Origin of the sequence: Pseudomonas sp. NFX71, from assembly GCF_048079215.1 — a bacterium.
Taxonomy (GTDB): Bacteria; Pseudomonadota; Gammaproteobacteria; order Pseudomonadales; family Pseudomonadaceae; genus Aquipseudomonas; species Aquipseudomonas fluorescens_B.
Genome location: NZ_CP182230.1, coordinates 3,650,661 through 3,672,338 on the forward strand (window position 1 = coordinate 3,650,661; position 21,678 = coordinate 3,672,338).

At 59.5% G+C, this 21,678-nt stretch carries 16 protein-coding genes; all 16 read left to right on the forward strand.

Translation table 11 applies throughout. The annotated features are described in order from the left end of the window. The first annotated feature begins 56 nt into the window (after positions 1–56). Positions 57–797, forward strand: a complete 741-nt coding sequence (locus ACM1ZW_RS16845; RefSeq protein WP_017337154.1) for a flagellar basal body rod protein FlgF — start codon at positions 57–59, stop codon at positions 795–797. Positions 798–842: 45 nt separating this feature from the next. Beyond that, positions 843–1,628 carry a flagellar basal-body rod protein FlgG gene (gene flgG, locus ACM1ZW_RS16850; protein WP_017337155.1) on the forward strand — a complete coding sequence of 262 codons (786 nt, stop codon included), beginning with the start codon at positions 843–845 and terminating at the stop codon, positions 1,626–1,628. Positions 1,629–1,680: 52 nt separating this feature from the next. Then, positions 1,681–2,376: a flagellar basal body L-ring protein FlgH gene (flgH, locus tag ACM1ZW_RS16855; protein WP_017337156.1), complete on the forward strand. Its 696-nt coding sequence runs from the start codon at positions 1,681–1,683 to the stop codon at positions 2,374–2,376. 42 nt (positions 2,377–2,418) lie between these two features. Beyond that, on the forward strand, positions 2,419–3,492 hold the full coding sequence (locus tag ACM1ZW_RS16860; protein ID WP_162491078.1) for a flagellar basal body P-ring protein FlgI: 1,074 nt from the start codon (positions 2,419–2,421) through the stop codon (positions 3,490–3,492). An 11-nt stretch (positions 3,493–3,503) separates the two neighbouring features. Then, positions 3,504–4,793 carry a flagellar assembly peptidoglycan hydrolase FlgJ gene (flgJ, locus tag ACM1ZW_RS16865; protein WP_017337158.1) on the forward strand — a complete coding sequence of 430 codons (1,290 nt, stop codon included), beginning with the start codon at positions 3,504–3,506 and terminating at the stop codon, positions 4,791–4,793. Positions 4,794–4,815: 22 nt separating this feature from the next. Further along, on the forward strand, positions 4,816–6,882 hold the full coding sequence (gene flgK, locus ACM1ZW_RS16870) for a flagellar hook-associated protein FlgK (RefSeq protein WP_017337159.1): 2,067 nt from the start codon (positions 4,816–4,818) through the stop codon (positions 6,880–6,882). Positions 6,883–6,895: 13 nt separating this feature from the next. Next, positions 6,896–8,470, forward strand: coding sequence for a flagellar hook-associated protein 3 (locus tag ACM1ZW_RS16875; RefSeq protein WP_416738922.1), 1,575 nt, complete (start codon positions 6,896–6,898; stop codon positions 8,468–8,470). 92 nt (positions 8,471–8,562) lie between these two features. Next, complete coding sequence (locus ACM1ZW_RS16880) at positions 8,563–12,138, forward strand: glycosyltransferase (protein ID WP_416738923.1); 3,576 nt, start codon at positions 8,563–8,565, stop codon at positions 12,136–12,138. 240 nt (positions 12,139–12,378) lie between these two features. After that, complete coding sequence (gene rfbF, locus ACM1ZW_RS16885) at positions 12,379–13,152, forward strand: glucose-1-phosphate cytidylyltransferase (RefSeq protein ID WP_008035281.1); 774 nt, start codon at positions 12,379–12,381, stop codon at positions 13,150–13,152. Then, complete coding sequence (rfbG, locus tag ACM1ZW_RS16890) at positions 13,134–14,216, forward strand: CDP-glucose 4,6-dehydratase (RefSeq protein WP_414878499.1); 1,083 nt, start codon at positions 13,134–13,136, stop codon at positions 14,214–14,216. Before rfbF ends, rfbG begins: the two co-directional genes overlap by 19 nt. Further along, on the forward strand, positions 14,213–14,773 hold the full coding sequence (locus tag ACM1ZW_RS16895; RefSeq protein WP_416738924.1) for a dTDP-4-dehydrorhamnose 3,5-epimerase family protein: 561 nt from the start codon (positions 14,213–14,215) through the stop codon (positions 14,771–14,773). Before rfbG ends, ACM1ZW_RS16895 begins: the two co-directional genes overlap by 4 nt. Next, positions 14,770–15,996, forward strand: coding sequence for a methyltransferase domain-containing protein (locus tag ACM1ZW_RS16900; RefSeq protein WP_414878501.1), 1,227 nt, complete (start codon positions 14,770–14,772; stop codon positions 15,994–15,996). The genes ACM1ZW_RS16895 and ACM1ZW_RS16900 overlap by 4 nt, the downstream gene beginning before the upstream one ends. Beyond that, positions 15,993–16,850 carry an NAD-dependent epimerase/dehydratase family protein gene (locus ACM1ZW_RS16905; RefSeq protein ID WP_416738925.1) on the forward strand — a complete coding sequence of 286 codons (858 nt, stop codon included), beginning with the start codon at positions 15,993–15,995 and terminating at the stop codon, positions 16,848–16,850. The genes ACM1ZW_RS16900 and ACM1ZW_RS16905 overlap by 4 nt, the downstream gene beginning before the upstream one ends. Further along, on the forward strand, positions 16,840–17,910 hold the full coding sequence (locus ACM1ZW_RS16910) for a class I SAM-dependent methyltransferase (protein WP_416738926.1): 1,071 nt from the start codon (positions 16,840–16,842) through the stop codon (positions 17,908–17,910). The genes ACM1ZW_RS16905 and ACM1ZW_RS16910 overlap by 11 nt, the downstream gene beginning before the upstream one ends. Before the next feature lie 17 nt (positions 17,911–17,927). Then, complete coding sequence (locus ACM1ZW_RS16915) at positions 17,928–18,665, forward strand: cephalosporin hydroxylase family protein (protein ID WP_416738927.1); 738 nt, start codon at positions 17,928–17,930, stop codon at positions 18,663–18,665. Positions 18,666–18,719: 54 nt separating this feature from the next. After that, on the forward strand, positions 18,720–21,650 hold the full coding sequence (locus ACM1ZW_RS16920; protein ID WP_416738928.1) for a TIGR00180 family glycosyltransferase: 2,931 nt from the start codon (positions 18,720–18,722) through the stop codon (positions 21,648–21,650). Positions 21,651–21,678 lie beyond the last annotated feature (28 nt).

Consider the following 21,678-nt stretch of genomic DNA (forward strand, 5'->3'; position numbering starts at 1 on the left):
TATGGCTCAGCAGTACAGCGGTGGGCGGCAAACGTCCGGCATGCAGAGGAAAGAGTGTGGACAAGTACCTTTATGTGGCAATGACCGGCGCCAGCCAGAATGCACTGGCGCAGAAGGCTCATGCGAACAACCTGGCGAACATCTCCACCAACGGTTTCCAGAAAGACCTGGAGCAGGCGCGTTCGATGCCGGTGTTCGGTGACAGCTTTCCGGCGCGAGCATTTGCCATGTCCGAACGTCCGGCCACCGACTTCTCTGCGGGCGCCCTGGTGGAAACCGGTCGCGACCTCGACGTAGCGGTGCAGGGCAATGGCTGGATCGCCGTGCAGAACCCGGACGGCGGCGAAAGCTACGTGCGCACCGGCAGCCTGAACGTTGACGCCCTCGGCGTATTGCGCGCCGGCAACGGCATGCCTGTGTTGGGCAACGGCGGACCGATTTCCGTGCCGCCCGAGCAGCAGATCGAAGTCGGCGAGGACGGCACCGTCAGCATTCGCGCGATGGGTGAAGGCCCTCGCGTGATGGCCGAAGTCGACCGCATCAAGCTGGTCAATCCGGATTTCAAGAACATGACCAAGGGCCTGGACGGTTCGATCCACACCAAGGACGGCCAGCCGGCGCAAGCCGATGCCAACGTCAAACTGGTGTCCGGGTTCCTGGAGTCGAGCAACGTCAATGCCGTGGAAGAGATGACGTCTGTTCTGGCCCTGGCCAAGCAATTCGAATTGCACATCAAGATGATGAACACCGCCAAAGACGACGACCAGGCCATGGCTCGGGTCTTGCAGATCAGCTAATTATCAGAACGTCGCGCCGTAAAACAGGCGCACGAGGAGAATCGAATGCTTCCGGCTCTATGGGTTGCCAAAACAGGTCTGTCCGCCCAGGACACCAACCTGACCACCATTTCCAACAACCTGGCCAACGTGTCGACCACGGGCTTCAAACGTGACCGTGCCGAGTTCCAGGACTTGCTGTACCAGATCAAACGCCAGCCAGGCGCCCAGTCGACCCAGGACAGCGAACTGCCGTCGGGCCTGCAACTGGGTACCGGTGTGCGCATCGTCGGCACCCAGAAAAACTTCAACGCCGGTAGCCTGCAAACCACCGAGCAGCCGTTGGACATGGCCATCGACGGTCGCGGTTTCTTCCAGATCCTGCAGCCGGACGGCACCACTTCCTACACCCGTGACGGCACCTTCCACCTCGATTCCAACGGCCAGATCGTCAATGCCAGCGGTTTCGCCCTGGAGCCGGCCATTGTCATTCCGAACGACGCACAGACCTTCACGGTCGGTCGCGACGGCACCGTGTCCATCACCATTGCCGGTAACCCGGCGTCCCAGGTGATCGGCAACCTGCAGACCGCCGATTTCATCAACCCGGCCGGCCTGCAAGCGGTGGGTAACAACCTGTTCCTGGAAACCGCCGCCAGTGGCGCGCCGCAAGTCGGTACGCCAGGCCTGGCAGGTTTCGGCACCACGCTGCAGAACACCCTGGAAACGTCCAACGTCAGCACGGTTGAAGAGATGGTCAACATGATCACCACTCAGCGCGCCTACGAGATGAACTCCAAGGTGATCTCCACCGCCGACCAGATGCTCTCGTTCGTAACGCAGAATCTGTAATCAAGTCTATGAGGCGACCCTGAGGTCGCCTGCAACACCGTGAGGTAGGGTCATGAATCGCTTTGTATCTGTTCTGGCACTGAGTGGAGTCGCCGCGCTGGCGGGTTGCGTCGGTCCGACGCCCAAGCCCAATGACCCTTACTACGCCCCGGTGTTGCCGCGTACGCCGTTGCCGGCTGCCGCGAATAACGGCTCGATCTACCAGGCCGGTTTTGAACAGAACCTGTACAGCGACCGCAAGGCGTTCCGGGTCGGTGACATCATCACCATCACCCTGAACGAAAAGACCCAGGCCAGTAAGAACGCCAACTCGCAAATCGGCAAGAACAGCAAAGCCAGCATCGGTCTGTCCTCGCTGTTCGGCGCGATACCGAACACGAATAACCCGCTCAGCGACGGTGATCTGACGCTGGACGCCGGCTACAGTGGCGACCGCGCGACCAAGGGCGACAGCAAGGCCGGGCAGGGCAACAGCCTGACCGGTTCGATCACCGTGACCGTCGCCGACGTCTTGCCCAACGGCATCATTGCCGTGCGCGGCGAGAAGTGGATGACCCTCAATACGGGTGATGAGCTGGTACGGATTGCCGGCCTGGTCCGGGCCGACGACATTGCCACCGACAACACGGTTTCGTCGACCCGCATTGCCGATGCACGCATCACCTACTCGGGCACCGGTTCGTTTGCCGATGCGAGTCAGCCAGGCTGGTTCGACCGTTTCTTCCTCAGCCCGCTGTTCCCTTTCTAGGTGGCTACGTTGAATTTCAGAAGTCTCATCGTTGCGGCCCTGATGTTGTCGGCAGCCTTCAACGCTCAAGCCGAGCGGCTGAAGGACATCGCCAGTATTTCCGGCGTACGTTCCAACCAATTGATCGGCTACGGCCTGGTGGTCGGGCTTAACGGCACCGGTGACCAGACGACGCAAACCCCGTTCACCCTGCAGACCTTCAACAACATGCTCTCGCAGTTCGGCATCAAGGTGCCGCCGGGTTCGGGCAACGTGCAGCTGAAAAACGTCGCGGCGGTATCGATCAGTGCCGACTTGCCGGCCTTCGCCAAACCCGGTCAGCAGGTAGACATCACTGTTGCTTCCATTGGTAACTCCAAGAGCCTGCGGGGCGGCACCTTGCTGTTGACGCCGCTCAAGGGTATCGATGGCAACGTGTACGCGATCGCCCAGGGCAACCTGGTGGTCGGCGGTTTTGATGCTGAAGGTCGCGACGGGTCGAAGATCACCGTCAACGTTCCGTCGGCCGGTCGCATCCCCGGTGGTGCATCGGTGGAGCGTTCAGTGCCGAGCGGTTTCAACCAGGGCAACAGCCTGACCCTGAACCTCAACCGTTCCGACTTCACCACCGCCAAGCGCATCGTCGACAAGATCAACGACATGCTCGGCCCTGGCGTCGCACAGGCCATCGATGGCGGTTCGATTCGCGTCACGGCGCCACTGGATCCGAGTCAGCGGGTCGACTACCTGTCGATCCTCGAAAACCTCGAAGTCGATCCAGGCCAGGCGGTGGCGAAAGTCATCATCAACTCGCGTACTGGCACCATCGTGATCGGTCAGAACGTCAAGGTGTCCCCGGCCGCCGTCACCCACGGCAGCCTCACCGTGACCATTACCGAAGACCCGATCGTCAGCCAGCCCGGTCCTTTGTCCAATGGGCAAACGGCGGTCGTGCCGCGCTCGCGGGTCAATGCACAACAGGAAGCCAAGCCAATGTTCAAGTTCGGCCCGGGCACCACCCTCGACGAGATCGTACGTGCGGTGAACCAGGTCGGCGCGGCACCGGGTGACTTGATGGCCATCCTCGAAGCTCTGAAACAGGCCGGCGCATTGCAAGCCGACCTGATCGTGATCTGAGGACGGCGACCATGGATATGCGCAAGGGTGGTCTGGGTGTCAGCAGCAACGATTCGGGTTCCTATTCGGACCTGAACAGGCTGAACCAGCTCAAGGTCGGTGACAAGAACAGTGACGGGAACATGCGCAAGGTGGCGCAGGAATTCGAGTCGCTGTTCCTCGGTGAAATGCTCAAGTCCATGCGCAAGGCTACCGACAGCCTGGGTGAGGACAATCCGCTCAACACCCCGGCCGCCAAGCAATACCAGGAAATGTATGACCAGCAGTTGGCCGTTTCCATGTCTCGCGAGGGTGGTGGTATCGGCCTGGCGGACGTGCTGATGCGCCAGATGTCGAAGAACAAACCGATGGCGCCGGGCGAAGCAGCTGCCGCATCGGCGGCCAAGCAGGCGGCCGCGAAAGCCGCCGCAGAAACGCCGATTGCCGCCGGCACGGTTGCCACCAACGGACCGTTGTCGCGCCTCAATGGCGAGCGTCCGTTGTGGGCGTCGCGCTCGGTCCATGCACCGCAGGCAGCAGGCGACGGCACGCACCGCAATGACATGGCGCTGATCAATCAGCGACGTCTGGCGTTGCCGCCGAAACTGGCTGACCGTCTGCTGGCAGGCCTGGTGCCTTCGGCCACGACTACGGCCACGACTGTCAACAAGGCGCCATTGCCGGAGCGCACCACGCTTACCGGTTCAGGGCCGTTGTACAACGGTGATTGGCTGGCGAATGCCCAGGCCGCATCGAACGGCGGGCTGCAGATTCATGGTCGTGCCATGGCGCAAATCCCCCTGGCGCCAGCGAAGAAAGCCTTCAGCTCCGCCGACGAATTCGTCAACACCATGCTGCCGATGGCCAAGGAAGCCGCCGAGCGCATCGGGGTCGATCCGCGTTACCTCGTGGCCCAGGCGGCGCTGGAAACCGGTTGGGGCAAGTCGGTCATGCGCGCACAGGATGGCAGCAGCAGCCACAACCTGTTCGGCATCAAGGCCAGCAGCAACTGGCAGGGCAATTCGGCGCGCGCGATCACCAGCGAATTCAGAAATGGCGCGATGGTCAAGGAGACGGCCGAGTTCCGTTCCTACGACTCTTACAAGGACAGCTTCCATGACCTTGTGACTTTGCTGCAGACCAACAATCGCTATCAAGATGTCGTGAAGTCGGCCGATAACCCAGAACAGTTTGTACGCGAGTTGCAAAAGGCCGGTTATGCAACCGACCCGGACTACGCGAGCAAGATTTCGCAGATAGCCAAGCAGATGACGAGTTACCAGAACTACGCTGCGGCGGGCGTTTCCACCACGCCTTTATAGGCACAAGGATTAAGGTCGAACCATGAGTTTGCTCAATATCGGGATGTCGGGTCTGGCCGCTGGCCAATCCTCGTTGATGACCACCGGCAACAACATTGCCAACGTCGACACCGCCGGGTACTCGCGCCAGCAAACAGTGCAGGGCACCAAAGCCTCTCAGCATTTCGGTAACGTCTACATCGGCACCGGCACGACGCTGGCCGATGTGCGCCGCGTATACAACAGCTACCTCGATGCGCAGTTGCAGACCACCACTTCGCTCAACAGCGATTCGGCCGCCTACCTGAATCAGGTCACGCCGCTGGACAAGTTGCTCTCCGACACCAGCACCGGCCTGAACGGCGCACTGACCAAGTTTTTCGCCTCGGTGCAGAACGTCAACGCCAAGCCGGGTGACGATGCGTCCCGCCAGTTGCTGCTCAGCGATGCCCAGGCCTTGAGCAACCGTTTCAACTCGGTCTCCACACAGCTCAACGAACAGAATGCCAACATCAACGGCAACCTGACGAGCATGGCGGATCAGGTCAACAAGCTGGCCGCCACCGTGGCCCAGTTGAACCAGAAGATCTCCGAGATTTCCAGCTCCGGCGGCATGCCGAACGACCTGCTGGATGCGCGTAACGAAACCGTGCGCCAACTGTCGACCTTCACCGGTGCGCAAGTGGTGGAGCGTGAAGGCAGCCTCGACATTTACCTGGGCAGCGGTCAGCCGCTGGTCATAGGCAACACGTCCAGCAAACTCGAGACGGTGCCAAGCAAGGAAGACCCGGGCCGTCTGGCGCTGCAGCTCAATCGCGGCTCGAGCACCATCGACATCACGTCGATCATGACCGGCGGTGAAATCGGCGGTCTGCTGCGTTATCGCAGCACGGTGCTGGACCCGGCCATGAACGAACTGGGGCGTGTAGCGCTGGTCGTCGCCGATCAGATGAACAGCCTTCAGGCTCAGGGCATCGACAAGAACGGTGCCTTCGGTTCGAACCTGTTTACCAACATCAATTCGGCCAAGCTGGTCTCTGAACGCAGCATCGCCGCCACCAGCAACGTGGGCGCCGGCAACTTCGATGTGAGCATCAAGGACACTGGCAAGCTGACCATTAACGATTACAAGGTCACGTTCACCACCGCGACCGACTACACCGTTCAACGCCTGCCGGACAACACGCCCATGGGCACCTTCAGCACGGCACCGCCGGCAACGGCACCGGTCATCGACGGGTTTGAGTTGAAGTTCAACGCGGCGTCTGCCACGGCAGGCGACACCTTCAAGATCACTCCGACCCGCGATGCGGCGGCGAACATCAAGACCGAGATGACCGACTCCAAGCGTCTGGCCATCGCGGCACCCCTGGGCGCGGCTATTGCAGCGAGCGGCAGTGGTAGCGGCACCCTATCGATTCCGGCCAGCGGTCAACCGACCCTGACCACCAAGTTCGACATCTACGACGCGGCGACCACAACCGCGATGCAGAACGGCCTGAAAAACTCCACGCCGACCAAGGTCGTGTTTGGTGCGGTGTCCGCCGATGGCACCAGCCAGGCCTACCAGTTCCTGGATGCCAAGGGTGGGGTGATCAGTGCCGGCACCATCAAGCCCGGTGAGACCAACACCCTGAACCTGAGCATTCCGCTCACGGATGCCACGGGTACGCCGATCCCGCCTGCGCCGGCCACTCAGTACACCGCGGCTTTCAACATGACCATCGCCGGTGCCCCAAGCAATGGCGCGGCGATCAACGTCTCGCTCAGCCAACCGGGCAGTCTGGACAACCGTAACGGCACCGCACTGGCCAATTTGCAGACCGCGCAGACCGTGGACACCGGCTCGGCCAGCAAAGGTATTTCCCTGAACGATGCCTACGGCAAACTGGTCGAGGGCGTGGGTTCCAAGGCGGCACAGGGCAAGCTCGACAGCGCGGCGACCGGCGCCATCCTGGCCAATGCCAAGGGCGCGCGCGACTCGCTCTCGGGTGTCGATCTCGATGAGGAAACCGGCAACCTGGTCAAGTATCAGCAGTACTACACCGCGTCCTCGCAGATCATCAAGGCTGCGCAGGAAATCTTCAGCACACTGATCAACAGTCTTTAAGGAGTCGTAGCCCATGCGCATTTCTACCGCCCAGTTTTACGAGTCCTCTGCTGCGAACTATCAGAAGAACTTCGCCAACGTGGTCAAGAGCAGCGAAGAGGCGAGCAGCCTGGTTCGCGTCAACACGGCCGCCGATGATCCGGTCGGCGCGTCGCGTCTGCTGCAATTGGGTCAGCAGGCTTCGATGCTTGATCAGTACGCCGCCAACACCAACACCCTCAAGGCCACTCTTGGCACGACCGAAGCGGTAATGACCAGCATCAACAACGTGCTGACCCGCGCCAAGGAACTGGCCGTCAGTGCCGGCAACGCCGGTTACACCGATGCCGATCGTCAGTCCACCGCAGCAGAGTTGGGGCAGATTGAAGAGCAGTTGCTGAGTCTGATGAACACCAAGGACGAAAACGGCAAGTACATCTTCGCCGGTTCCAAAGGCGAAACCGCGCCGTTCTCGCGCAATAGTGATGGCACTTACAGCTACAACGGCGACCAGGTGACCCTCGACTTGGCAATCGGCGACACCATGTCGATGGCCACTAACAGCACGGGTTGGGATACGTTCCAGAAGGCGTTGAATACGAGCCGCACCCAGACCTCCATGACGGCTGCCGGCGTGAACGGCAACAAAGTGGCACTGAGCAACGGTCAGGTCTCGTCGGACGTCTCTTACAACAACAAATTCCGGGGCGGCGAACCGTATACCGTGGAAATCATCAGCGGCACCCAGTTGAGAATCACCGACTCGGGCGGCGTCGACCGGACCTCGGAAGCCAGCCAGGGCGGCACGTTCGACCCCACCAGCAAAGCCGGCCAGGCTGTGACTTTTCGTGGTATAGAGCTGACGCTGAACATTAATCTGGCAGCCGGCGATGTCGCGGCGGCCGATTTGCCGGGGCACACATTCACTCTGGCGGCCAAACCTGATTCTTTCACCTCGTCCCGCAGCCCGAGCAACGCTACGGGCGCGCAGGTGACGGCCAGCAGCGTCACCAACGCGGCCGATTATCACGCCAGTTTCCCGAGCGGCTCGGCTATCGTGAAGTTCACCAGCGCCACTGCGTTCGATTTGTACGCAGCGCCGATGACGGCTAACAGCAAGCCAGTGTCCAGTGGCACCATGGTGGGCAACGTCGCTACCGCATCGGGAGTGAGCTTTACCATGACCGCTGCGCCAGATGCGCCGGGTGCGGGCGACGAGTTCAGCGTGGCGGTCAATACGCACGAAACCCAGAATATTCTGGACACGGTGAACCAGCTGAAGACGGCATTGAGCACGCCAACCAATGGCGACCCGATCGCGGCCCAGAAGCTTCAGGCTTCGTTGGCGTCGGGCCTGGGTAATTTGGCCAGCGGTACCGATCAGTTGTCCAGCGCGCTGAGTTCGGTCGGTGGTCGTGGATCGGCCCTGGAGACCCAAAGCGACACCAACCAAAGTCTTACCCTGGCCAACGCCCAGACTCAATCATCGATTCGCGATTCCGATCCCGCCGAAGTGATGACCCGTCTGACCTTGCAACAAACCATGTTGCAAGCCTCGCAACTTGCATTCAGCAAGATTGCTCAGCTGGGCTTGTTCAACAAGATCTGAGTCTGTGCCTGTTAAGCCGCTAACTGCCCTATCCTAAGCGGCTCCGGGCCTTTTCCTGAAAGGGTTGAGGCCTGCCGCTCGAGAGTTTCATCGTGAATCAACGTCCTTTAGTCAGCATTGTCATTCCTGCCTTCAATTCCCGCTTCTTCCGCCAAGCGCTGGAAAGTGCGCTTGCACAGACCTATGAGCACGTTGAGATCGTCATCTGCGATGATTCGCCCGATGAGGAAATTCGCGACATAGTCCAGTCCATTGTCGAGCCGGCTCACCCGATTCGTTACTCGCGCAACTCTCAGCGTCAGGGGTTGCAGCAAAACCTGCTGCGCTGTGTAAAAGAAGCCAGAGGTGAGTTCATCAAAGTGCTGTGTGATGACGACAGGCTCTTTATCCAGAGTATTGGTTTGCAGGCGCAAGTCTTGATACAGCGAACCGAAGTCAACCTGGTTTTTGCCCAGCGTCTATTGAGCGATACCAACGACTTTATGCTGCCGGTACGTCTGGAGAACAGTCGATTTTGTACCAATGACTCGCTGTTTAAAGGCGACGATATACTCGCGATTCTGGAGAGCGTACCGAGAAACTTCATGGGCAACTTCAGCGCTGCCTTGATGCGCAGGGCTGACGTGTTGGAGTTACTGCCGGTATTGGTGCAACCGGAAGCAGGATTCATTGCGCTTTTGGATTTTGCGTTGTTCATATGCCTGCTTCGACGCGGCAATATGGTGATGCTCAATTCGGTTCTGAGCGTCGAGCGTCTTGGTCCGGAGCGCCTTGGCAAACAACCTGGTGTTCTCAAGGCTCGTGCTGTTGAATTGGTCTGGTTGTTGAAAATGCTCGCTGCCCGCAGCGGTGAAGCGGCTCCTGCTCATGGCTGGGTGCGTTATCAGGAACTGAGAAAGGTCACGGATGAAGTGCCGAGGCAGTGGGAGGAGCTGGGTCTGTTGCGAGTGTTGAACAATGTGCAGACAGCCATTGGTTTCAAGGTTGGGGCTGGTTGTGAAAGTTACGCCGAACTTTATCGTGACTGGCTGAGCTGCCGACAGTTCTCTGCGACTCAGAAGCGATTACTACCGCAGAAAATCGCCAGCTGGTCGAGCCGTCCCCAGATAGTGCCGATCATTGTCGATGAGACGGGTGACGCAGCGGCGCTGGAGTTGACGCTGGAAAGTCTTGCCTCTCAGCTCTATTCACCCGTGGCTGTGGTACTGATCTCCAATACGCAGCGCGAGCTCGATCGCGCTGTTCTGCAGTTGCCCTTGCAGGGTAATTGGGTCGAACAGGTGAACGCGTTTTTGCCGCAATTGGAGGGCGTTGATTGGTTCTATTTGTTGCGCTCCGGTGACCGGCTTGTCGAGTCGGCTTTGCTGCTGCTGGCAGAGCGTATCGCTGTTTCTCCTGGCGTCCGCTGTCTATACAGTGATGAAGGCACTTTTGTTGACGGTGAGTCGAGCGAGCCGGTATTCAAGCCGGGGTTCAATCTGGATCTGATGCGCGGGTACCCCTATGTTGGGCGCACCTTGGCGTTTGAGCGGCAGCAAGTCATCAACCTGGGTGGCTTTGACCCTGCGCAGGGAGAACTGTCCCCGCACGATCTGCTTTGGCGTTTGGTAGAAGAGATCGGGCCTCAGGCTATCGGGCACATCGCGCAAATCCAGCTTGAGTCGCTTTCAAGTTTTGCTCAATGGCTTTCACGTGCAGATGTGATCGAGGGCAATCCGCGTCTGCTGACTGCGCACCTCCAGCGCATTGGCGTGGCCCATCGTCTGCATCACCACCCGTTGCCGTTGCTCAATCGTATTGATTACCAACATCCCCATCGCCCCTTGGTTTCGATCATCATTCAGGCAGGGGACCAGCTCTTTGCTTTGCAGCGTTGCGTTGAAAGTCTGATTGAAAAGACCGCCTACAGTCATTACGAAATACTGATTGTCGATGGGGGCAGTAATGATTCGGCCATGGCCGGCTGGCTGGCGGCGATGTCCCAGCTGGGTTCCGATATGCTGCGGGTTTTGAGCTATTCCCGTGCAGTTGATGAAGCAGCGATCCATAACTTCGCCGCACTCCACGCTCGAGGTGAGTACCTGTTGCTGCTCAGCGCGCGGAGCGTGATCTGTTCCAGCGACTGGCTGGATGAGTTGCTCAATCATGCCCAGCGGCCGGAGGTCGGGGTGGTGGGCGCCAAATTGCTCAATCCGCAGGGGGCTATCGTTAAAGCTGGTCTGGTACTGGGCTTGCAAGGGCCGGCCAGTTCACCTTTCGTTGGTGAGTCAGCGACCGCCCGTGGTTATTTGCAACGGTTGCAGGTGGTGCAGAACTGGAGTGCAGTCAGTGCCAATTGTCTGATGGTGCGCAAGGAAGTCTTCGACACCGTCGGGCAGTTCAATGAGGCTGCTTTTACTTTGGGGCTTAGTGATCTGGACCTTTGTCTGAGGGTTGGCAAAGACGGTTATCTGGTGGTGTGGACGCCTTATTCCACTGTGGTTTTGCTGGATACCCAAGATGGGCCAGGCGACCCGCACGAGCAACAAGTGCGAGAGCTTGAACAGGAAGCGTTTTACGTCAAATGGTTGCCAGAGATAGCCAGAGATCCTGCGTACAACCCTAACTTGAGCCTTGGGGTCTCCAGTTTCAGTCTGGAGCCCGGTGCGCGCGGAAGCTGGAATCCCTTTTGTTCGCGCACGCTGCCGTCAATTCTGGGGTTGCCGATCAACACCACGGCGGTCGGACATTACCGTGTCAGCCAGCCCTTCAACGAGCTGGAGTCGGCTGGGCGGATAGTCGGGCGCCTGGCATTCGAAATGCCATCGGTTGTCGAGCTGGAGCGGATGTCGCCAGATGTCATCGTCTTCCAGGGGCGTTACAGCGAAGGGCCGGTTAATCAACTGGAGCAAATCAAGAAGTACTCCAGTGCGTTGCGGATTTTTGAACTCGACGATTACGTGGTCAGTGCGCCGAAGAAAAATGTCCATGCGCGCAACAAACCAGCCAACACCGAAGCTTTACTCCGTCGCGGGATCGGTTTGTGTGATCGGCTTGTGGTCACCACTCAGCCTCTGGCTGAGGCCTTGTCCGGAATGCATCACGATATTCGCGTGGTGCCGAACATGCTGGCACAGGATTTGTGGAGCGGGCTGCACAGTAGGCGCGAGACGTCGAGCAAACCACGAGTGGGTTGGGGAGGAGGCACCAGTCATACCGGCGATCTGGAAGTGATCGCCGAGGTGGTGCGCGAGCTGGCAGACGAAGTCGAGTGGGTGTTTTTCGGGATGTGCCCGGATCAACTCAGGCCCTATATCCACGAATTTCACCCCGCTGTCGGCTTGAAGGATTATCCGGCGAAGCTGGCTAGCCTGAACCTTGATCTGGCTTTGGCACCGCTGGAATTTCACATCTTCAACGACTGTAAAAGCAACCTGCGTCTGCTGGAATACGGTGCTTGCGGTTACCCGGTAATTTGTACCGATACCGAAGCTTACCGCGGTTACCTGCCCTGCACCCGGGTATACAGCAATAGCACGCAGGAATGGCGGGAGGCGATTCGAACGCATCTCTCCGACCCGGTTGCCAGTTACCGCATGGGTGACGAGTTGCGTGAAGCGGTGCTACGGGACTTCATGTTGCGCGACGACAACCTTCAACACTGGGTCTGGGGCTGGCTGGCTGACTAACAGGGGGCAGATCCTTCAGCCCCTTGTACTCGACCTGCCACTTTCTCCTTCTACGTCGCTCTGTATCCCACCTGTGGGTGTCGGACAATTGGCTCATTTCCTGCAGGCCTCTCCCATATCGCCATAAATCCTTCACTTCTGTTTGCGTGAACGACCCATTGGCTGCGCGCAACGATTTGAATTTGACGGTCTGCAGCTCCGGTTAAGCCGTGTGACCGCGCAAAGAACAAGAGGAAGGTTATGAAGGCAGTAATATTGGCGGGCGGTCTCGGCACGCGTATCAGCGAAGAGTCTCATCTCAAGCCCAAACCGATGATCGAAATCGGCGGTAAACCAATTCTCTGGCACATCATGAAGCAGTACTCCGCTCACGGGATCCATGATTTCGTGATTTGCCTGGGCTATAAGGGCTACGCGATCAAGGACTTCTTCGCCAACTACTTCCTGCATACCTCCGACGTCACGTTCGACATGTGCAATAACCGCATGGACGTTCACCAGAATTACAGCGAGCCATGGCGCGTGACGCTGATCGACACGGGCGAAGACACCATGACCGGTGGCCGCCTGCGTCGCGCCGCACGTTATCTTGAAGGCGAACAGGCGTTCTGCTTTACCTACGGCGATGGCGTTTCCGACCTTAATATCGGCGCCCTGGTGGACTTTCACCTGACTCACGGCAAACTCGCGACCGTCACCGCTGTGCAGCCACCGGGTCGTTACGGCGCCCTGGAGCGCGACGGCGACAGCGTCAAAGGTTTCATTGAAAAACCGCGCGGTGACGGCGGCTGGATCAATGGCGGGTTTTTTGTACTGTCGCCAAAAGTGTTGCCGTACATTGCCGACGACCAGACCTCCTGGGAGGCCGAGCCGCTGGCCGCGCTGGCCGACGAACAACAGCTGCAAGCGTTTCAGCACGACGGTTTCTGGCATCCGATGGACACCCTGCGCGATAAAAACCACCTTGAGCAGTTGTGGCTGAGCGGGGAGGCCCCATGGAAGCAATGGGACTGAGTCCGGAATTCTGGCGCGGCAAGCGGGTTCTGCTGACGGGCCACACCGGTTTCAAAGGCAGTTGGTTGACCCTTTGGCTCCAAAGCCTGGGGGCCGAGGTCAGCGGTTTTTCCCTTGATCCTTCGACCGAACCGAGCCTGTTCGAGCTGGCGCGTGTTCACGAGGGCATCAATGATCAGCGCGGCGACCTGCGTGACCTGGGCGCGTTGCTGGAATTGATTGCCGAAACCCAACCGGAAATCGTCCTGCACCTGGCGGCTCAACCGTTGGTGCGCGAAGGCTATCGCGATCCGCTGGGGACATATTCCAGCAACGTCATGGGCACCCTCAATCTGCTTGAAGCCATCCGTCAGGTCGGTGGCGTGCGCGCCTGCGTGCTGGTCACTACCGATAAGGTTTACGCCAACCAGGAATGGTTATGGCCGTACCGCGAAAACGAAGCCCTCGGTGGCCACGATCCTTACAGCAGCAGCAAGGCTTGCTGCGAACTGTTGGCGCAGTCCTACGCCGCGTCGTTCTTCCCGTCCGAGCGTTATGCCGAGCACGGCCTGGCCCTGGCCACGGCGCGCGCGGGCAACGTGCTGGGCGGTGGTGACTTCGCGCCTGAACGCCTGATCCCCGACGTGCTCAAGGCCTGGTCGGCGGACGAGCCGGTGACCCTGCGCTACCCGCAGGCCGTACGCCCGTGGCAGCACGCGCTTGAACCTTTGGCGGGTTATCTGCAGCTCGCCGCCGGTCTCTATGAACAGGGCCCCGAGTTCGCCGGTGCGTGGAACTTCGGCCCGAGCGAAGCGGACATGTGCAGCGTTGGCGAAGTGGTTGAACTGCTCGCCAACCGCTGGCCTCAAGCGCGCGGATTGCGCATCGAACCCAGTGATTTGCATGAGGCAGGCCTGTTGCGCCTGGACAGCAGCCGCGCCCGTCAACTGTTGAGCTGGCAACCGCGCTGGTCGTTACAGGAGTGCCTGACCCAGACCCTCGATTGGCACCTGGCCTGGCAAAACGGCGACGACATGCGTGCCATCACGTTGGGTCAGTTGAACCTGTACCGAGGCGCGCTGTGAGCGAATTCCTGTTGAAAGCGTTGCCGCTGAACGGCTTGTTCAGCGTGCAGCACAAGCGCTTCGAAGATGATCGCGGGCACTTCGCCCGACTGTTCTGCGAAGGCAGCCTGAGTGCCTTTGGCCAGCCGTTTCATATTCGTCAGATCAACCATTCCTGCACCCGTGAGCGGGGTAGTGTGCGTGGCCTGCATTACCAAAACTCCAACGCACCGGAAGCCAAGCTGATCACCTGCCTGCGCGGGGAAGTCTGGGATGTGGCGGTGGACTTGCGCCCCGACTCCGAGACGTTCCTGCACTGGCACGCCGAACACCTTCGGGCTGGCGACGGTCGCAGTCTGCTGATTCCGGCCGGGTTCGCCCACGGCTTCCAGACCCTGACCGATGACGCCGAGTTGCTTTACCTGCACAGCGCCGACTACGCGCCGGAGCACGAAGGTGGTTTGTCGGTGAACGATCCACGGCTGGCGATTACCTGGCCATTGCCTGTCAATAATTTGTCAGTCAGGGACGGCAGCCATCCCTTGCTCGATGAACGCTTCGCTGGAGTGCGTCTATGAACTGCCGTGGTTGCGGAACTCCTTTGGCCTTGCCGCTGATCGATCTCGGCACCTCGCCGCCGTCGAACGCCTACGTCCGTGCCGATCAGTTGGAACAGGCCGAACAATGGGTGCCTCTGAAGGTCGCGGTGTGTCAGCAGTGCTGGTTGGTGCAAACCGAGGATTACACCAGCGCCGACAGCCTGTTCGACGCCGAGTATGCCTATTTCAGTTCCTTCTCCAGCACCTGGCTGGCGCATGCCGATCGCTACGTCGTCGAGATGGTCGAGCGCTTCGGCCTGACCGCCGACAGCCGTGTGGTGGAAGTCGCAGCCAATGACGGTTATCTGTTGCAGTACGTCGCCGGTCGCGGCATCCCTTGCCTGGGCGTTGAGCCGACCCGCAGCACGGCGCAAGCGGCGCGCGAAAAAGGCCTGGAAATCCGCGAGTTGTTCTTCGGACGAAACACCGCTGCACAATTGGTCGGCGAAGGCTGGTCCGCGGACCTGATGGCGGCCAACAACGTATTGGCCCACGTGCCGGACATCAATGATTTCCTCGGTGGTTTCGCAACCTTGCTCAAGCCGACCGGCGTGGCGACGTTCGAGTTTCCGCAACTGCTGACGCTGATGGCCGGGAAGCAGTTCGACACGCTGTATCACGAGCACTATTCCTACCTGTCCCTGACCGCTGTGCAGACATTGTGCGAACGCAACGGTCTGGAAGTCTTTGACGTCAGTCAGCTGTCGACCCATGGCGGTTCGTTGCGGGTCTTCGTCCAGCGGGGTGAGGGTGTTCGTCGTGACGTGCAGCCTGCGGTTGCTCGGCAATTGCAAGCCGAACTCGTCGCAGGGGTGAAAACCCCCGAGTACTACGCGACCCTCGCGCCGGCCGCCGAACGTATCAAACACGAACTGCTGCGCTTTCTGCTCAAGGCCAAGGCCGACGGCAAGCGTGTGGTCGGTTACGGTGCCGCCGCCAAGGGAAACACCTTGCTCAACTACGCCGGGGTCAAGCCGGACCTGCTGGCCTGGGTCGCCGACGCCAACCCGCACAAGCAGGGCAAGTACCTGCCGGGCAGTCGCATTCCGATTGTTTCGCCGACGCAGATCGAGTTGGAAAAACCGGATTACGTGCTGGTATTGCCGTGGAACCTGTTGCACGAAGTCAGCCAGCAACTGGCTCAGGTGCGTCAGTGGGATGGCCGCTTCGTGATCGCCGTGCCTGAGTTGACCGTCCTGTGAAAGTGCTGGTGACCGGTGCCACCGGATTCGTCGGCCGCCATTTGGTCGCGGCGTTGCTCGCCCGTGGCTGCGCAGTTCGCGCGGTGGCGCGCAACGCCGAAACCGCCGCGAGCTTGCCGTGGATCAATGCCGTGGAGTTCATCAAGGCCGATATTCACGGCGCAGACCTGGACATCGGCGTATTGACCGATGGCATCGACGCCTTGGCGCATCTGGCCTGGCCTGGCTTGCCCAACTATCAGGCGCTGTTTCACTTCGAGCACAACCTGATGGCCGATTACCGCTTCATCAAGAGCGCGATCGAGGCGGGCGTACCCCAAGTGCTGGTCACCGGCACCTGCTTCGAATACGGGATGCAAAGCGGGCCGCTCAACGAGCAGACCGCGCCGCAGCCGAGCAACCCATACGGGTTGGCTAAAAACACCCTGCGTCTGTTCCTCGAAAACCTGCAGCGGGTTCAACCGTTCACGCTGCAATGGGCGCGACTGTTTTACCTGCACGGCGCGGGTCAAAACCCCAACAGTCTGCTCGCAGCGCTGGACCGGGCGATCGATGCCGGCGACGAGCGTTTCAGCATGTCGGGCGGCGAACAATTGCGCGATTACCTGGCGATCGAGACGGCTGCCGGTTACCTCGCTGCGATCATGCAACAGCGTGACTTCGACGGTGTGATCAATTGCGCCAGCGGCCAGCCGGTTTCGGTGCGGGCGCTGGTCGAACAGCGTGTGCGCGAACGTGGCGCGTCGATCGAATTGAACCTGGGTCATTACCCATACCCGACCCACGAACCGATGGCGTTCTGGGGCGTGGCGGACCGTTTGCAACAGGTACTGGGAGCAGAGCATGAGGCATGAGTTGTATCGGGTCGCCGACCTGCCGGTGTTGCAGAACCGGACCTTTGCCGACCCGGCGTCAGCCAGGGCCTCGGCGAGCGCCGACATGGTGCTGGTGCAGGATCAAAAGAGCGGGCTGGTTTTCAATCAGGTCTTTGATGCCGACAAGCTCAGCTACGACGCCGACTACCAGAACGAGCAGGCGCATTCGGGCCAGTTCCAGAAGCACCTGAGCGATGTCGAAGGCATCATTGCTCGCCATTTCAAAGGGCAGGAACTGATCGAAGTCGGCTGCGGCAAAGGCTACTTTCTCGAACTGCTCAAAGGTCTGGGCTACGCCATCACCGGCATCGACCCGGCCTACGAAGGCAACAACGCCGACGTGATCAAGGCGCCATTCACCCGTGGCCTCGGCCTGGCGGCAGACGCCATCGTGCTGCGTCATGTGCTGGAACACATCCAGGACCCGGTGAGTTTTCTGGCCGAGATGGCCGACGCCAATCAGGGCGGGCAGATTTACATCGAGGTGCCGTGCTTCGACTGGATCCTCGAACACCGCGCCTGGTTCGACCTGTTCTATGAGCACGTCAATTATTTCCGCCTCGATGACCTGCGCCGGATGTTCGGCACCGTGCATGAGGCCGGGCACCTGTTCGGTGGCCAATACCTGTACATCGTCGCGGATCTTGCGACCTTGCGCCTGACCCCGGAACAACCGGTGCCACGCCTGGACCTGCCGCGAGCTTTCACCGGCAGCCTCGAGCGCGCGGTGCAAATCATTCAGGCAAACCCGGAACAGGGTTCGGCGATCTGGGGGGCGTCGTCCAAAGGCGTGATCTATTCGCTGTTCCTGCAACGGGCTGGTGTGGCGGTGGACCGCGTGGTGGATATCAACCCGGCCAAGCAGGGGCGCTATCTGCCCCTGAGCGGCGCGCGCGTGTCCTCGCCCCAAGAGGCGATAGACGCCTTGCCTGAAGGCGCCAACCTGTTTGTGATGAACTCCAACTACCTCGAAGAAATCAAGCGGATGACCGGTGGACGCTACGTCTATCACGCCGTAGACAGCGCTTCGTTCCAGTGACTATTGAGACTTTTAAAATGACCGACAACACCATCAATAAAGCGTTCGAAGCCGAGTGCCAGGCAGAAATCGCGCGTCAGGGCGATGACCAGAAACTGACGGGTCTGGCCCGGGATTTCTTCAACGAATCGGCCAGACACAAATACAGCTACCACTTCTCGTGGATGGGTCGCCCGATCATTCAACTGCCGCAAGACATGATGGCGATGCAAGAGATCATCTGGCAGGTCAAGCCGGACCTGGTGATTGAATGCGGCATCGCCCATGGCGGCTCGATCATCTACTACGCGTCCCTGCTGGAGCTGCAAGGTCACGGCGAAGTGCTGGGCATCGACCTCGATATCCGTGCGCACAACCGCGAAGCCATCGAAAGCCATCCGATGAGCAAGCGCATTTCGATGATCGAAGGTTCGAGTATCGACCCGGCTATCGCCGCACAAGTGCGTGCCGCGGCCGAAGGCAAGAAAGTCATCCTGGTGCTGGACTCCAACCACACCCACGATCACGTGCTCGAAGAACTGCGTTTGTATGCGCCGCTGGTATCGGTGGACAGCTACTGCGTCGTCATGGACACCGTGGTCGAAGACATGCCGGAAGATGCGTTCCCGGATCGTCCTTGGGGTCCGGGCGATAACCCGAAAACGGCGGTGTGGAAGTACCTGGAAGAAAACCAGGGTTTCGAAATCGATCGGCAATTGCAAAACAAGCTGCTGATCACCGTGGCGCCGGACGGTTACTTGCGTCGCGTTCGTTAATCATTTGCGGTTCAGGATATTGGGCGTTCTTTTGCCGGTTGTGGGGACAGGAATATGCAGGTTCAAGACATGACACAAGAAGTTTTACCGCTGAGTGATCGCTTCACATTGGTGGTGATGACCCACAACCGAAACGCGTTCCTGCGCCGTACGTTACAGTACTACAGCGGTTTCGCTGGCAAAGTGCTGGTACTGGATTCGTCAGCGCAGATCGACGAGGGCATTGGGCTTGATTTTCCGGCGGTCGACTATCGTCACCTGCCCCAGTTCACCTACATGGGACTTCAAGACAAGCTTGCCTATGGCGTCGAGCAAGTCACCACACCGTTCATGGCGTTTGCCGCAGACGATGACTTTCTGTTTCAGGGAGCCTTGATCGAGGCAGTCGAGTTTCTGGAAGCGAATCCGGACTACGGTTTATGCCATGGCTACGGAATGATGTATTTGGCTCGCGCTACTGAGGTCATTTACTATCGCCGCGACCGTAAGGGGTGTGAGGATTACTCATCGGTGCTTGCGGAGAATCGACTCATTGATTTCATGGGCCACTTCCTGCCGCCGTTCTATGCGGTGACCCGCACTGAGCTATTGCGTCAATGGTATGACCTGATGCCGAAGGGCACCCGTTTTGAATGGCAGGAAATAGGTCATTCCTTCTATCTCCTGGCCTGTGCCAAGGCGCGTATTCTGCCGATTCCTTATGTCCTGCGTGAGGTCAATTACGGCGGTTCCGACCACAACACCAATGTGCTCACTGTGCTGACTTTCAAAGATCCGGCTTCCGTCGCTGATAGAGAGCGATTCGCCGAATTTCTTGCGTCGATCCCAACCGATTTGAGCCGACAGGACCCGCAACGAGCCAAGCAGATTGCTCTTGATAGCTTTGCGGCAATGGCCGACTGTTTGTTGAATAACCGCTCTTTGAAGGCGACGAGAATCTTCCGTTCCGCATGGTCCGAAATAGCCGCAGAGCCAGTGCGTTATTTCGACGAGCAGCAGTTTGTGGAAATGCCGTTTTATAACAAGCCAACATTTGATCTGCTGACCGAGATCGAGTTTTTGCTGCATGCCCAGCCTGCCGGACGGCTCCAGCTCAAGGAACTTGAAGGGGTGTTGCTCAAGCAGCAGGAGCTGATGCGTGTTCAAGTCAACGATACTGATAGGACCATCAAGAGCCGTTTGTGGGCGACCATTGGTTGCAATGCGTTTGACCGCGCCGCCGTCATGCAACTGGCACAGCTGTTGAGTGCTGACGAGGAGCAGGATGAGGCACGTAAGTTGCTGGCATGGGCGAATCAGTTGGAATCAGTGCGATCACAGGGGCGCCGTGGACTGCTCGAAAACATGCCGTCCGGTCGCTTGCTCGACTGGCTCGAGGCACGCAATCCAGATGCTGCTAAACGTTCGGCCATTGCCAGCCATCTGAGCAGGCACAACGGTGGCCCGCAATTCAGCATTCTGTTGCTGGACCTGGACGCCGATATGTTCAAGTTGCAGGCGACTTTCGACAGCCTGGTCAACGGCTTCTGCAAGCGCTTCAACTTGGTGGTCTTCACAACCGGTGATTTGCCGGCGACCACGACGGTGCGCGACACCGTGCACTTCGTCAAAGTCAGCGCGACTAATTATGTCGAGCGCATCAATCAGGTCATCGCCCAATCGTCGGCCGACTGGCTGGTGCTGGCCGAGGCCGGTGACCAGTTCACCGCAAGCGGGTTGCTGCGCGCCAGCCTTGAGTTGATCGGCGTCGAGGGCGTTCGTGCAGTGGCGATGGACGAAATCCACCGTCAGGCCAACGGCGCCCTGGCAGATGTATTTCGTCCCGGGGTCAACCTCGACCTCCTGCAAACCGTGCCGTCGTTGATGGCGCGGCACTGGTTGATCCGGCGTGACGTGTTGGCCGGGGCCAAAGGCTTCTCGCGGGAGTGCACACAGGCGCTGGAATTCGATCTGTTGCTGCGCTTGATCGAAGACGGTGGCCTGGACGGTCTGGCGCATCTGGCCGAGCCGTTGCTGATCTGCAACGCGCCGGCAGTTGAAGAAAATACCGATGAGCGTCAGACGCTGATACGTCATTTGGCCAACCGCGGCTATCGCGGCCAGGTCAGCTCGGCGTTGCCGCAGACGTGGCAGATTGACTATCAGCATGCTGAACGGCCAATGGTTTCGATCATCCTGCACAGCCGGGACAACCTCGAGCACCTGCAAAGTGCGTTGGTCAGTGTGCTACAACGCACCCGCTACCAACGCCACGAAGTGTTGATTGCCGATAACCACAGTCAGTCGCCGCAACTGGCCCAATGGCTGAGCAACCTGGAGGGCAAGGGCGGGCATATTCGTGTGTTGCGCACCCGCGAGCGCTTGAGCCACTCGGCGTTGTACAACCTGGCTGGCGCCGAGGCCAAGGGTGAATACCTGGTGATGCTGTCGGCGGAAGCTCAGGTGTTTAACGCCAACTGGCTTGATGCCATGGTTAACCAGGCGCAGCGCCCGGAGGTCGGCATCGTGGGTGCCAAACTGATGAACATCGGCGGCGTTACCACGCAGGCCGGCCTGGTACTTGGTCGCAATGGCGAGATCGGTTCTGTGTTGGTCGGTGAGCATAAGAACGCCAGAGGTTATATGAACGCTAATCAGGTCGAGCAGAACTATTCGGCGGTGTCGGGTACTTGCCTGATGATCCGCAAGGAACTGTTTGAGGCGGTGGGGGGGTTGGACGAAGAACATTTCGACGAGGCGTTTGCCGACATCGACCTGTGCCTGAAGGTGGCGGATGCCGGTTATCTGACGGTCTGGTGCCCGCAGGCGCAGGTCCTGCACCCCGGCCTTCTGCCGGATGCGCCGCAACTGGCCGCCGCCCTGCGTGATAAGTGGCAGGCGCGCTTTGCGCACGATGAGGCTTACAACCAGAACCTGGCTTTGACCGGCAAGGGCTTTACCTTCGGTGACGCGTCCAGTGTGAACTGGGCGCAGTTGCTTGCATAAGCCTGACTGACAGGTACAAGGACTCAAC